Origin of the sequence: Rhizobium sp. BK529 (genome assembly GCF_014194105.1) — a bacterium.
GTDB lineage: Bacteria > Pseudomonadota > Alphaproteobacteria > Rhizobiales > Rhizobiaceae > Rhizobium.
Genome location: NZ_JACIAU010000005.1, coordinates 193,358 through 206,651 on the forward strand (window position 1 = coordinate 193,358; position 13,294 = coordinate 206,651).

Consider the following 13,294-nt stretch of genomic DNA (forward strand, 5'->3'; position numbering starts at 1 on the left):
AGCCGATGAAGGCGGGCGGTTTTCCATACGTTATCCCGATGCTGCTGCTGTCGGTGGCGTTCTTTGCGACGCCGCTCGCCGTTCTCGTCGGCTATAGCTTTACCGGCTCGGCAGGGCCGACACTGGCCAATTATGGTCAGTTCTTCGGGGACGCGTTCAATTTTCGCGTTCTCGTCAACACGGCGCGACTGGGGCTAGAGACGGTTTTCGCCACGACGCTGCTCGGCGTGCCGATCGCGCTGCTCTACTGGCACAGCGGCAAGACGGCACGGCAGGTGATCATCTTCCTGACGCTTGTTCCGATGCTGACCAGCAATGTCGTGCGCACCTTCGCCTGGATTGTTATCCTCGGGCGGCAGGGACCGATCAGCGTGGCGCTTATGGGGCTCGGCCTGACCGGTAGCCCGATCAGCTTGATGTTCACCGAACTCGGTCTCGTCATGGCCATGTGCCAGATCGATCTACCGCTGATCATCCTACCGCTGGTCGCCATCCTGTCGCGTACGCCGGTGCAATATACAGAGGCGGCGCAGGTCTCCGGTGCCGGTCCGTGGCGCATCTTCGTGACCGTGCTGATCCCGCTGATGCTGCCAGGCCTTTTGGCCGGCTGGATTCTGGTCTTTGCCAGCACCAGCAGTTCCTTCGTCACGCAGGCCGTCATCGGCGGCGCGCGCAACGTCTATGTTCCGCAGCTCATCTATCGCGAGGTCGGCACGCTGTTCGACTGGCCGCTGGCATCGGCGATCGCCGTCGTGCTGCTTCTGTCCACCGGTTGCCTGCTCGTCGCGATGACCATGATTTCCCGTCACAGGAGACTTGTCGGCCATGGCTGATAGACGCAAAAACCCCATCCCCGGACTGCTCTACAAGCTCTTCGTCTTCGGTTTCGGCACTTTCGCCGTGATCTATCTGGTGGCGCCGATCGTCATTGCTCTGACAATGTCCTTCACCTCGGGCCAGACCCTGAAATACCCACCCGACGGCTTCTCGCTTCGCTGGTACGAGGCACTGCTCGATCCTGTTCGCTCCGCGACGGAACATGCGGCGGCCTTCAACTCGCTGAAGATCGCCGGTCTCGCGGTTCTCGGTTCGCTGCTCTTTGCAGTGCCCGCTACGATCGGCATGAGCCGGATGCGCAAAGGGGCCGTCGGCGCAATCGAGCCGCTGCTTCTGTCGCCGCTGGTGCTGCCAAGCCTGGTCTACGGTCTGGCGGCGCTGATCGTCGCCAACTTCGTCGGGCTGCAACCCTCGCTCTGGCTGACAGTCGCCGGCCATGTCGTCGTCTTCGGGCCGCTAATGTACCGCGCCGCCTCCGTCGTCGCGCAAGGACTCAATCCTTCGCTCGCCGAGGCATCAACCGTCATGGGCGCGTCCCGGTTCACCACGCTTCGTCGGGTAACGCTGCCGCTGCTGATGCCGGGCATTCTCGCCGGCGCCTTCCTGGTCTTCATCCAGTCGCTGGACAATGTCTCGATCTCGCTCTTCCTCGCCGATGCCGAGACCACCGTTCTGCCGCTGCGCATGTTCGCGCTGATCGAGGAATCGCTCGACGTTCGCGTCGCCGCGATCTCGGGCATTCTCATCGGCCTCACCCTGATCGTCATGCTCGTCGCAAGGCGCGTTCTCGCGCCGCGGCAGGCCTGACCAATTTTGATAATCGGGAAGGAAAACACCTATGAATATTAGTTCGAGCCAGTCAGGCTCCTATCGCGTCGGATCGCTGCTCGCCGATTTCCAGCCGGATTTCGATTTCGATGCGCCGCTGCCCCTGCCGACCGAGGAATTCGAGGATCGCCTGCGCCGCATCCGCCGGCAGGCCGTGGAAGCCGGGCATGATGCGCTGATCGTCCATACCGGCAGCGTCGGCTGGTTCCATGCCTCCAACCATTATCTGCGCTACATCTGCGACTGGATACGCGAAGGTGTGCTGATCATCCCCACAGACAGCGACAAGCCGCTGACGCTTCTGTCCTTCTTCACCCAATCCGTCCTTCTGCCGCCCGGCGGTGAACCTGTTCTGGTCGAGGATATCTGGCAGATCGGCCCGATCGGTCGCGAATATGCCGACCGCCCGGGCGACAGCGTCGTCAAGACGGCCGAGAAATGCGCCGAACTTCTGGCCAGCATGGGGCTCGCGAAAGTCCAGGTCGGCCGCATCGGCGACCGGACGTCGCTGACCTTCTGGGCGGCACTCGATGAACTGATGCCGAAGACCAAGTTCGTCGCCGACAATGCCATTCTCGACCGGATGCAGAAGGTCCGCTCGCCGCGCGAAATCACCATATTCCGGGCCGCCGCCCAGCTCATCAGCATCGCCACCCAGGCGGCCTATCATGTGGCAAAACCCGGCGTGACCGACCATGAAATCTATGCCGCTTTCACGCAGGCGCAGCTCACCTATGGTGGCGAAACCGGCGACGGCTACCAGATCGGCATCAACGAGTTCGGCACCCATTGCGGCAAGCCATACGGCCATGTCGTGCGGCCCGGCGACTTGATCAATCTTTACGTCTCCAACGTCACCTATCGTGGATATACCGCCCAGACCGCCCGCATGATCGCCGTCGGTGGGATCACCAAGCGACAGGAAGAGGTGCTTGAAGCCTGCACCGAAGGCGTCAAGCGCGCCGAGAAGCTGATCCGCCCCGGCGCCCTGGTGCGTGACGTCAACAACGCTGCCTTCGAGCCGATGATCGAGCGCGGCATGCTGATCTCGCCGGAAGCACGCAGCATGCCCTACAACTGGGCGCCGATGGACGACGGGAGCGCCCGCCTCATCCCGCGCCAATATGTGAAGAACATCGACTGGGAGGCACAGGGCCGCAAGCTGATGCATGTCTACCCGGCGACCCATGGGCCGCATAACCCCAATCTCGGCCACTCGGTGGGCATGGCCGGCGGCCAGAACAGCTTCAACATTTCCTCCCACAATTACGACCGGATGGAGGAGGGCATGGTCTTCGTGCTCCATACGCAATGGCTGGAGCCGCTGTCGGCCGGCTGCAATGTCGGCGACATGTATGTCGTCACCAAGGACGGGTTCGAGAACCTCTCCCGCCACACCCCGCTTGAAACCCACCGCATCGCTGCCGAGGCCTGATATGTACGATCATACCCATTTCGACTTTTCCAGCCTCAATGAGCGCGAGCGCTACAAGATCCTGATCGGCACGGTGATCCCGCGGCCGATCGCGTTGGTGACGACGATCAACAGGCAAGGCCAGCCGAACGCCGGCCCATTCAGCTTCTTCAACGTCCTCACCCACGATCCCGCGATCGTTGCCATCGGCGTCGAGAACTATTCGGACATGCGCTTCAAGGACACGGCACGCAACATCCGCGAGACCGGCGAATTCACCGTCCATATCTGCGACAATGCGCTCGTCGACCAGATGGAGGTCTGCGCCATCAAGTTCGGCCCCGAAGTCGATGAGATGGAGGAGGCAGGCCTCGCAACCGTGCCCGGCCAGATGGTGCGCAGCCCGCGCATCCTGGCAGCCCCGGCCGCCTTGGAATGCCGCCGCCACACGACCCTGCAGGTCGGCCCGGCCCGCGAGATCATCCTCGGCGAGGTCGTCGGCGTCTTTGTCCGCAGCGATGCGGTGAATGCTTCGAACCTGCATATCGACCAGCAGATGATGGATGCCGTCGGCCGCATGGGCGGGCACACCTATGCCCGCACACGTGACCAGTTCGATATCAAGACGCTGACGCCACAAGAGTGGGAAGGCCGGAAGAACGTGTCTAAAGCGGCTGCCGAATAAGAGGACACTTGCCGCTGAGTTCATAGACTTAAGCTTCGCGGGGCGGCTAATTGCAGGGGTCGAAGGTTCACATCCCATCAAGAGCCTAAGCCCAGAGCCTTAACGTGAATATTGACCAGAACGATGACGCCGTGCGACCTTGGGGTGGTGATCGAGATGACGCCGAGGCCGGCAAGCGAGGAGTGATCGACGCCTGCATCTCTAGGCGCGGCGCCTCTGGTTCCCACTGAACATGCCACCTCGGTAAACCTCCGCCGCAGGATCCATCGAGAACAGCAAGACGTCTGATTCAGCCCATGCGGTAAGATCGTCATATGCACCGGTCGAAAATACGCTTTGCCCTTCCGATATAACCTCGCCCGCGATGGCGACCTTTCCACTGTAGACGTAGAGTAAGGTGTTTCTTCCAGTTTCCTCGGCTGGCAGCCGCAGATGGACCCCTTCAGCGATACGGGCGTCAAAGACGCGGACGTCAGATCTGACCTTCAACGGTGCAGCGCTCGGTCCGGCGATGAGCCGCCAGCTATCGACGCTGTCTTCCTCCGGGAACTCATGGAACTGTACCATCGGCTCCAGATCGGGAGCGTTCGGTCGCAGAAATATCTGCAGCGCGCGCACCGGACGATCACCGAGCATCAGCTCTTCATGCTGAAAGGTATGCCCGGCGTTCATCATCATGAAGTGGGTCTTGCCGAGCGTCTTTTCGTTTCCCACCGTGTCGCGATGGAGCATCTCGCCGCCGCGAATATAGGTCAGGATTTCGTCGTCCTTGTGCGGGTGCATGCCATGAGATGACCCGGCTGCATCTCGGCGCGATCGATCCTGCCGATCGGGCCGATACCACTGTCGTCCGAAGTCAGCGCCAGCCCCGGATATAGGATCTCGACGCCGAAGCCTTGACTGAAGTCGCCGCGTACGCGGCCGGCGGCAATCTTGGTAATGGTCATTGTTGTGCTCCTTTCATTCGTGCGCGGGCTCTATTGCCCGCGCCGAACGCGCTTGTCGTGCTCAATGGTAGTTCAGGATGCCGACCAGCTTCTGACCGAGCGGGCTCGTCCAGTCGACGGCAAGCTCGGAAATGATCTGGTCAACGGTTGTAATGATTGCGCCGGCCTTCTCCATGCGGCGCAATGCAATGTCGTCGCCGTATTTGGTGTAGGAAGCCGACGCGTCTGCCGAGACCTGGACCTCGTAACCTTCGTCGAGCATCTGCAGGACCGGAAAGGTGACGCAGATCTCAGTCGTCACGCCGGCAACGAACAGCTTCTTGCGACCGGTCGCTTTGACCGCCTTATTGAAGCCGTCGTGGTGCATGGCGTTGACGATGCCGGGACGCTTGATGCGGGCTTCGAACGCTTCGGGCAGGATTGCTTCGAGTTCCGGCAGCAGCGGGCCTTGGATCTGGTCTTCCATGCTGGAGGTGAGAATCGTCGGGATATTGGCGGCCTTGGCGATGCGAGCAAGTTTCAGCGCGTTCTGCTTGACCAGGTTGATGTCGTGCGAGTGCGTCCAGGCCATGGTGCCGATCTGGTGGTCGATCAGCAGCATTGCTGAATTCTCGGGGGTAAATACGTCCTTATGCATTTTCGTGTTCCTTTTCTTTGCTCGGCGGCTGTTGGTGAAGTTGGTTTCGATCCGCTCGATGACTGGAATTTAGCGTTGCGATCATCGGCACAGTAGCTCTACGATGAGCCACTCTATAGAACGAAAAATGGAACACCGGGATGATCAGCTTCGAGGACATGCAGACCTTCGTGGAGGTGGCGGACGGGGGCGGCATCACGGTGGCCGCTCGGCGTCTCGGCCTGCCGAAGTCGATCGTCAGTCGACGGCTTGTCCGGCTTGAAAGCGAGCTTGGCGTCCAGCTTCTGGCGCGCACCACCAGAGGTGCATCCCTCACCGAAGCTGGGGTCTCCTTCCGAGAGCACGCCGCCCGCATGTGTCTGGAAATGGACGTGGCGCGCGAGGAGATGCTTCCAACCGGAGAGCTGCGAGGACGCCTTCGCGTGGCGGTCCCCTCGTCCTTCGGTCCTGGGCACTTCGCCCCGGCACTGGCCGAGCTCGCCCGCCTGCATCCGCTCCTGCAGCTCCACGCGCATTACAGCGACCGCTACGTCGATCTGGTGGCGGAAGGCTTCGACTGCGGCATCCGCGTCGGCTACCTGCAGGATTCGAACCTGACCGCGCGCAAGATTGGCACCTTTGCGGCAGGCCTTTTTGCAAACCCGGAGTATCTGCGTGTCCACGGCGTTCCACAGAAGCCGTCAGATCTTCTCGACCATCAGGCCATCTTGCAGGGGACCGAAAGCTGGAGGGTTTCCGACGGCACCCGGACCGTGGTCGTCAGCGCTCAGGGACGGTTCAAGGCCGACAGCGCTGCGGGCATCGCCGAAGGGACGGCGGCGGGGCTGGGCGTGGCAGCGCTACCCGTGGTGATCGCTCAGAATTACCTGGAAGCCGGAACCCTTGTGCCGATCATGACGGACTACAGCCTGCCGAAAATTGGGGTCTACATCGTGCGCCCGCCTGGGTCACACGTGTCGCGGAAGGTCCGGGTTCTGATCGACTTCTTCGTCGAGAGGTTCTCCGCAAACGCGGTGGCTGGCTAGAGCAACGAAGGCTAGTATTACGTGGCCGAGCGCCGCTCCTGGAACGCGACGCCCCAGTCGCGCATGGCTATCAGCACGGGTGCCAGAGTCTGCCCGAAGGGCGTCAGAGAGTATTCAACGCGCGGCGGAACCTCTGCGAAGACTTCGCGGGCGACGATCCCGTCGGCTTCGAGTTCGCGGAGCTGCATCGTCAGCGAACGCTGGCTCGGGTCACCGACAAGCCGGCGCAACTCGCCGAACCGTCGCGGCCCGTCCAGCAGCCGGTAAATGATCATTGGCTTCCATTTTCCCCCCGTAACGTCGACGGTGGTTTCGACAGGGCACTTCTGGCCAGAAGTCATTACATGCTCCAATAGTGTATTTTCTATACCTATAGGCAAAATTGTTGCCTACTTGCAAGTTCGCCTGTGTCGCGTCAGTTGGAAGCAGTATATTCAGAGGTGCGTCATGCGAGCTGCTTTCTACGACCGACAAGGCCCTGCAAAGGAGGTGCTCGCCGTCGGCGAGCTCCCCGATCCGCAGCCGGGAGCGGGAGAGGTCCGGGTGAGGGTGGTCGCGTCAGGCATCAATCCCTCCGACATCAAGACGAGAACCGGATTTGGCGGCAAGGCCATGCCGTTTCCACGGATCGTGCCGCATCAGGACGGCGCGGGCGTCATCGACGCCGTCGGTCCCGGCGTGCATCTGTCGCGCGTCGGCGAGCGCGTCTGGATCTACATGGGCCAATGGGGTCGTGCGTTCGGTACTGCGGCGGAATTTGTCGTCGTGCCCTCCGTGCAGGCCGTCAGGCTGGCCGACAACGCATCCTTCGAGATCGCAGCGGCGCTCGGCGTTCCAGCGATGACAGCGCATCGCTGCCTCTTCGCCGACGGAGACCTGCGCGGCAAGCGAGTCCTCGTCCAAGGAGGAGCAGGCGCCGTCGGCAATGCAGCGATCCTTCTTGCGAAGTGGGCGGGGGCATGGGTGGCGGCGACGGTGAGCCGTGAGCAGCAAGCGGAGGTCGCGCGTGCGGCGGGCGCCGATCTTGTCGTCAACAGGCGCGAGGAAAATGTCGCTGCGGCCGTCCGATCAGCCACCGGCGGCAATGGCGTCGATCGCATCGTAGACGTCGATATCTCCGCCAACATCGACGTAGCAATCGCCTCTCTCGCCCGCGACGGTGTCGTGTCGGCCTATTCGACGGAATCGCCAGATGCGAAGCTGACGATTCCGTTCTTCCCGGCGCTGCTGGGCGGCTTCTCGTTCCGTTTCGTCTATGTCTACACCATGCCGGAATCCGCGATGAGGCAGGCAGCCGATGAGGTTTCGGCCTGTGCCGCATCGGGGGTATATGCTCCGCTGATCGCGAAGACATATGCGCTTGACGAAGTGGCCGAGGCACACGAGTTGCAGGAGAGCGGGAAAGCTGTCGGTAAGATTCTCCTCCGAATCCAGAACGCGTGATGCGATCCCATCAAGCTAGCTTATGAGGCGATGACGGCTTTCGGCTCCAGGAACGCCTCGAGGCCGAACACGCCATACTCGCGACCGATACCCGACTGCTTGAACCCACCAAAAGGAGCGAGAGGTTCATGGGGGGCGCCGTTGACGACGACGCGGCCGGACTCCAGGCGATCCGCAAGCGCCTGCATGCGCGCGACATCGGTGCCATGCAGGTAGGCCTGAAGTCCATACGGCGTGTCGTTGGCGATGGACACGGCTTGGTCCTCGTCTCGATAACTGATTACCGACAGGACCGGCCCGAATATCTCCTCGCGCGCGATACGCATCTGGTTGTTGACGTGAGTGAATATGGTTGGCTTCGTGAACCAGCCTCGCTCCAATCCGGCAGGCCGTCCGAGACCACCCGTCAGGAGGCAGGCGCCCTGTCGTGTCCCCAGCTCGATATAGGACTGGACCCGGTCGTACTGCTTTTGACTAACCATCGGTCCGATCATTGCGTCCGGATCGTCGGGGGCGCCGATCTTGAATGGCTCGATCTCTTGCTTCAGCCAGGCCAAAACGTCGTCGAGCCGATGGCTGGGAACCAGAATTCGGGTGCCGGCAATGCAGGCCTGGCCGCTGTTGATGAACCCCATCCGCAGTACGGCGGGAATAGTCGCGTCCAGGCCGGTATCGTCGAGAATGATGTTCGGGCCTTTGCCGCCGAGTTCCAGCGTCACGCGCTTGAAGGTGTCGGCCGCGTTGCGCATGATTTCCCTGCCAACCGCGGTAGAGCCGGTGAACGTCACCTTCGCGATATCAGGATGCCGGCTGAGCTCTGCGCCGACGACATTGCCGAGCCCGTTGACGATGTTGAATACACCCTTCGGCAAACCCGCTTCATGAAGGCACTCGGTGAGGATCTGCGTCTGTATCGCGCTCATCTCGCTGGGCTTGATGACGATGGTCGTGCCGGCGGCGATGGCGGTCGCAAGCTTTGAGGTTATGAAGCCGATATTGCTGTTCCAAGGCGTGATGGCGGCGGCAACGCCAGAGGGCTGCATGAGGACGCGGGCGCGGCCCATCTGTCGCTCGAATTCATAATCCTCCAGAACCTTCGCCATGGTCAGAAAGCTTGAAGCAGCGTGGGGAATAGCGAACCGGGTAACGGTCTGAGGAGCACCATATTCGAGTGCCATCGCTTCCGTTAGGTCGGAGGTGTGCGCCGCGACGGCTGCGTTCAAACGCTTAAGCATCTCGATACGCTCGGCCTTCGTCGTCCGTGAGAACGCCGGGAAGGCACGTTTCGCGGCGGCGACAGCCTCACGTGCATCTTCGATGCCGCCAAGCCGGACTGTGCCGATCTTCTCCTCTGTCGACGGATTGTAAAGATTGGCGGTCTCCGATCCCTTCGGTGTGACGAAGCCTCCGTCGATATAAATCTTGTCGATGATGGGCATCTCAAACTCCTTTTGCTGTTCTGTCATATCTGGCACTTCGACCCTGTCCTGATAAGGAGGTCAAATATGCCCAGCCTGATAGGAGATTACGGACAATGATGCGCGGCTCACTTGCTGAACTTGAGGCTGTCCTTGCCGTCTCGTCTCGAGGCGGGTTCCGGGCCGCGGCGCGGGAGCTCGGAATATCGTCGTCGTCGCTGAGCCAGCAGATCGCTGCGCTGGAGACCCGCATGGGCGTCAGGCTTTTCAACCGCTCGACCCGGAGCGTGGTCCTTTCAGCCGCGGGAGAGCAGTTCGTCGCAAGCGTCGGACCGGCGCTAGAGGCGATCCGCAACGCCGTCGAGCATATCGATGAACATCGGGCAGAAGCCACGGGCACCTTGCGGATCAATACATCCGTCGGCGCAACGCGGATGATCCTGACACCGTTGATCCTGGAGTACATGCGCCGGAACCCGCAGATGGGGGTGGAGATCGTCACGGAGGGTGCGCTGGTCGATGTCAACGCAAAGGGTTTTGACGCCGGGATCAGGATCCGAGAAGCCGTTCCTCCCGACATGGTGGTCGTCCCGATCGGCGACAGCATCCGACCGGCCATTGTCGGGTCGACCGATTACTTCCGCCGCTATGGAAAGCCGGAGGTCCCGGCAGAGCTCCAAAACCACTTGTGCATTCGTGCACGAATGGCGAGCGGAACCATCTATCGCTGGGAGTTCGAGCGGCGAGGCGAGAGCTTCGCGCTCGACGTTCCCGGCAGGCTCGTGCTCGACGATAGCGATCTGATGCTCCGGGCCGCGCGTGAGGGGGCGGGGCTAGCCTACCTGAGTGAGTGGCAGGTCGAAGATGATCTTGCTGCCGGTAAGCTGGAGCAGGTTCTTGCTGACTGGACCCCGCCTTATCCCGGCTTATGTCTCTACTACCCCGGAAGGCGCAATCTGCCGGCGAAGCTTCGCCAGCTCGTCGACTTGATAAAGGAACTGCGGACAACCGGAACGATGTGAGCCGCTGTTCAGCTTGGGAGATCGCCCGACGGGATGGATGCGAAGTTCACCTTTCATCCTGGCGCTACCGAACTATTCCGCTCAGCGTAACAGTCCAGTGCCGAACATGAGTATTCAGCCGCGCGGTTGCGCATTGCATCCTGTGTTCACGGATCGGGAACGAGCCCGGCCTTCAATCAGGAGCGATCACATGAAACTTTATCACCACCCGCTGTCAGGTCACGCGCACCGCGCCCGGCTCTTCCTTTCTCTGGTCGGGCTCCCCCACGAGCTGGTCGAAGTCGATCTGAAATCTGGCGCCCACAAGCAGCCCGACTTCCTTAAGATGAACCCCTTCGGGCAGGTCCCGGTGCTGGCGGATGGCGATGTCTTCATTTCCGATTCCAACGCGATCCTGGTCTACCTCGCCAAGAAGTCGGGCAAGACGGAATGGCTCCCGGAAGATGCAAAAGGGGCCGCCGACGTTCAGCGCTGGCTCTCGGTTGCAGCCGGTGAAATTGCTTACGGTCCGGCAGCTGCGCGTCTGGTGACGGTCTTCGGCGCCAAGTTCAACCCAGAAGAAGTTATCGGCCGGGCACATACCATCCTTGGCCGGATCGAGAGCCATCTGCAAGGGCGCGAATGGCTGGTGGGCAACCGTCCGACCATCGCCGACGTCGCGGTCTACAGCTATGTCGCACGGGCCCCAGAGGGCAACGTCGACCTCAGCGCCTATCCGTCCGTGAATGCCCTGCTGCGCCGGGTCGAGCAACTTCCGGGCTTCGTCGATTTCGTCAAAACGCCGGCCGGTCTTGCCGCCTGAGCCTGGACAGGGCGTGCGGCACCTCGCACGCTCTTCGCCTCTTTTTCTGGAGAACAGAGATGTCCGTGAAGCTTACAAGATTGCCGACGTGGCATGAAGGCGAGACCTTTATTCAGGAAAAGCTCGGCGTAAAGGAACGCATGGCCTCCGTCGGCCAGCGTGTCGTTCGCGATTTCATGCCGGACCAGCACCGTGACTTCTACGCCCAACTCCCCTTCATCGTTCTCGGGAGCGTCGATCAAGCAGGTGACGCCTGGGCGACCGTTATCGAAGGCCAGCCGGGGTTCATGTCGTCGCCTTCGCCTGCCATCCTAGACATCCTCGCAAGCCGAGATCCCAGCGACCCGGCAAGCGAAGGACTGGCGGACGGCTTGCCGATCGGTCTTCTCGGGATCGAGATGCACACACGCCGCCGCAACCGTATGAACGGCTTTGTCTCGACGATCGATGGCGGTTTCCGCGTCGATGTCGACCAGAGCTTTGGAAATTGTCCGCGTTACATTCAGCTGCGCGACTTTACATTCGAACGCCAGCCCGAGACTTCGTTTCAAGGTGAGGTTGAGGAACTGCCCGCCCTCGATGACGAGGCGCGCGCGATCATTCGGGAAGCCGACGCCTTCTTTGTCGCGTCCTACGTTGATCGCGAGGACCGGCGCCAGGTGGATGTGTCCCACCGGGGCGGCAATGCGGGGTTTGTCCGCGTTGGTGACGATGGCGTCATGACGATCCCGGATTTCGATGGCAATCTCTTCTTTGCAACGTTGGGCAACATCCTGATGAACGGAAAGGCAGGACTTCTGTTCGTGGATTTCAACACCGGCGATATGCTGCAGATGACGGGCAAAGCCGAAGTCATATTCGACTCCCCCGAGATCGCCGCTTTCCAGGGGGCAGAGCGGTTCTGGACATTCAAGTCGACACGGATCGTACGTCGCCGCAATGCACTGGCGTTGAGATGGGCTTTTCAGAAGGACGGCTGGTCGCCGAGTTCCCTGATGACAGGCAGCTGGAGCCAAGCGGCCGACCGTCTCCGCGCCGCAGAGTTTGCCAAGAGCTGGCGGCCAATGACCGTCACCGCGATCGTTGATGAAAGCGCGACGATCAAGTCTTTCCACCTCCAGCCAGGCGATGGCGCAGGGCTACTCCCGCACGCGGCCGGTCAGCATCTGCCCATCCGCATAAAGCTGCCCGGCGAAAATAAGGCGGTCATTCGCACCTACACGCTCTCGGTCGCGCCGTCCGACGGGATCTACCGCATCAGCGTCAAGCGCGATGGTCAGGTATCTCAGTTCCTCCATGATCGCATCGCCGTTGGCGATGTCATCGAGGCGCGCGCGCCGGCCGGCCACTTCAGCATAGACGCGCGTTCAACCCGTCCGGCGGTGCTTCTTGCAGGCGGCGTCGGCATTACGCCGATGCTCGCGATGCTCCGTCATATCGTTTACGAGGGGCTCCGCAAGCAGCGCGTCCGCCCGGTGACGTTATTCCATGCGTCCCGTTCCAAGGCCGATAGGCCGTTCGATCAGGAGATCGGGGAACTGGTCGGTGCGGCCAAGGGCGCCGTGCGGCTGGTCAGGATCCTCAGTGACACCACGGATGCCGAAGAGGGCAGGGATTTCGATGCCGCAGGGCGGATCGATATGGCGATGCTGACGCGGTTCCTTCCCTTCAACGACTACGATTTCTATCTCTGCGGGCCTCCCCAGTTCACACAAGGCCTCTATGACGGACTGAGGGCTCTCAACATTGCTGACGATCGCATTCAGGCTGAAGCCTTCGGTCCGTCGTCGCTGGTCCGCACAGGGCAACCCACACCAGCCCTGATGTCTCCTGTCGCGCAGCCGTCCGAAAAACCTGTGCCCGTCGTGTTCACGAATTCCCTGAAAGAGGCACGGTGGACACCTGGTTCCGGCACTCTCCTGGAACTTGCCGAAGCGCGTGGCCTCGACCCCGAATTCAGCTGCCGCGAAGGCAACTGCGGCACGTGCCGGACCAAGCTCGTCAAGGGTGCCGTCGCTTACGTCAAGCAGCCCACCGCGAAGATCGACGCGGATGAAGTGCTTCTCTGCTGCGCTGTTCCCGCAGACCAGAACGGCGGCCTGCAGCTCGCTGTCTAAGGGCCGATTGCTGCGTCCGACGTAATGGACCCTTGTTCCCTTTCGATGTTCAGCAAGCCGCCCCACCAGGTCATATTCAATCCCAAGGGAGCGACGTCTCCCTCAACCAAAAAAGGAGA

General features: G+C 61.4%; 14 protein-coding genes. 9 read left to right on the plus strand and 5 right to left on the minus strand.

From position 1 onward, the window contains the following. The first annotated feature begins 5 nt into the window (after positions 1 to 5). The 4 genes from FHX08_RS26170 to FHX08_RS26185 are packed head-to-tail and all read left to right on the plus strand — an operon-like array spanning position 6 to position 3,764. The gene (locus tag FHX08_RS26170) at positions 6 to 833 is read left to right on the plus strand and encodes an ABC transporter permease (protein WP_132657491.1); all 828 of its coding nucleotides are present in this window, start codon (positions 6 to 8) and stop codon (positions 831 to 833) included. Next, the gene (locus FHX08_RS26175; RefSeq protein WP_132657489.1) at positions 826 to 1,644 is read left to right on the plus strand and encodes an ABC transporter permease; all 819 of its coding nucleotides are present in this window, start codon (positions 826 to 828) and stop codon (positions 1,642 to 1,644) included. Before FHX08_RS26170 ends, FHX08_RS26175 begins: the two co-directional genes overlap by 8 nt. 31 nt (positions 1,645 to 1,675) lie before the next feature. Beyond that, positions 1,676 to 3,100 carry a Xaa-Pro peptidase family protein gene (locus tag FHX08_RS26180; RefSeq protein WP_132657487.1) on the plus strand — a complete coding sequence of 475 codons (1,425 nt, stop codon included), beginning with the start codon at positions 1,676 to 1,678 and terminating at the stop codon, positions 3,098 to 3,100. A gap of 1 nt (position 3,101) precedes the next feature. Next, positions 3,102 to 3,764, plus strand: coding sequence for a flavin reductase family protein (locus FHX08_RS26185; RefSeq protein WP_165911966.1), 663 nt, complete (start codon positions 3,102 to 3,104; stop codon positions 3,762 to 3,764). Between the two features lie 201 nt (positions 3,765 to 3,965). Here FHX08_RS26185 and FHX08_RS26190 read toward each other — a convergent pair whose 3' ends face one another. From FHX08_RS26190 to FHX08_RS26195, 3 genes are all read right to left on the minus strand, one after another. Next, positions 3,966 to 4,547: a pirin family protein gene (locus FHX08_RS26190; RefSeq protein ID WP_245508370.1), complete on the minus strand. Its 582-nt coding sequence runs from the start codon at positions 4,545 to 4,547 to the stop codon at positions 3,966 to 3,968. Then, complete coding sequence (locus FHX08_RS31675) at positions 4,517 to 4,711, minus strand: hypothetical protein (protein ID WP_245508369.1); 195 nt, start codon at positions 4,709 to 4,711, stop codon at positions 4,517 to 4,519. The genes FHX08_RS26190 and FHX08_RS31675 overlap by 31 nt, the downstream gene beginning before the upstream one ends. A 61-nt stretch (positions 4,712 to 4,772) precedes the next feature. Next, positions 4,773 to 5,348 (minus strand): isochorismatase family protein, encoded by a 576-nt coding sequence (locus tag FHX08_RS26195; RefSeq protein ID WP_132657484.1) that lies wholly within the window; start codon positions 5,346 to 5,348, stop codon positions 4,773 to 4,775. Between the two features lie 140 nt (positions 5,349 to 5,488). On the opposite strand from FHX08_RS26195, the gene FHX08_RS26200 reads away from it, so the two are divergent. Continuing rightward, on the plus strand, positions 5,489 to 6,373 hold the full coding sequence (locus FHX08_RS26200) for a LysR family transcriptional regulator (protein ID WP_132657482.1): 885 nt from the start codon (positions 5,489 to 5,491) through the stop codon (positions 6,371 to 6,373). A 17-nt stretch (positions 6,374 to 6,390) separates the two neighbouring features. Here the strand turns inward: FHX08_RS26200 and FHX08_RS26205 are convergent, their stop codons facing one another. Then, entirely contained in the window at positions 6,391 to 6,714 is a 324-nt protein-coding gene (locus tag FHX08_RS26205) for a winged helix-turn-helix transcriptional regulator (protein WP_117195553.1), read from the minus strand. Between the two features lie 106 nt (positions 6,715 to 6,820). On the opposite strand from FHX08_RS26205, the gene FHX08_RS26210 reads away from it, so the two are divergent. Next, positions 6,821 to 7,816 (plus strand): NADPH:quinone reductase, encoded by a 996-nt coding sequence (locus tag FHX08_RS26210; RefSeq protein ID WP_117195552.1) that lies wholly within the window; start codon positions 6,821 to 6,823, stop codon positions 7,814 to 7,816. Between the two features lie 20 nt (positions 7,817 to 7,836). Here FHX08_RS26210 and FHX08_RS26215 read toward each other — a convergent pair whose 3' ends face one another. Beyond that, positions 7,837 to 9,255 (minus strand): aldehyde dehydrogenase family protein, encoded by a 1,419-nt coding sequence (locus FHX08_RS26215; RefSeq protein ID WP_184327891.1) that lies wholly within the window; start codon positions 9,253 to 9,255, stop codon positions 7,837 to 7,839. A 98-nt stretch (positions 9,256 to 9,353) separates the two neighbouring features. Between FHX08_RS26215 and FHX08_RS26220 the strand changes: the two genes are divergently transcribed. From FHX08_RS26220 to FHX08_RS26230, 3 genes are all read left to right on the plus strand, one after another. Continuing rightward, positions 9,354 to 10,256, plus strand: a complete 903-nt coding sequence (locus FHX08_RS26220) for a LysR family transcriptional regulator (protein WP_207896903.1) — start codon at positions 9,354 to 9,356, stop codon at positions 10,254 to 10,256. A 190-nt stretch (positions 10,257 to 10,446) separates the two neighbouring features. Continuing rightward, positions 10,447 to 11,058: a glutathione S-transferase family protein gene (locus FHX08_RS26225; protein WP_117195549.1), complete on the plus strand. Its 612-nt coding sequence runs from the start codon at positions 10,447 to 10,449 to the stop codon at positions 11,056 to 11,058. A 59-nt stretch (positions 11,059 to 11,117) separates the two neighbouring features. Beyond that, positions 11,118 to 13,175 (plus strand): pyridoxamine 5'-phosphate oxidase family protein, encoded by a 2,058-nt coding sequence (locus FHX08_RS26230; RefSeq protein WP_132657477.1) that lies wholly within the window; start codon positions 11,118 to 11,120, stop codon positions 13,173 to 13,175. The last annotated feature ends 119 nt before the right edge of the window (positions 13,176 to 13,294 follow it).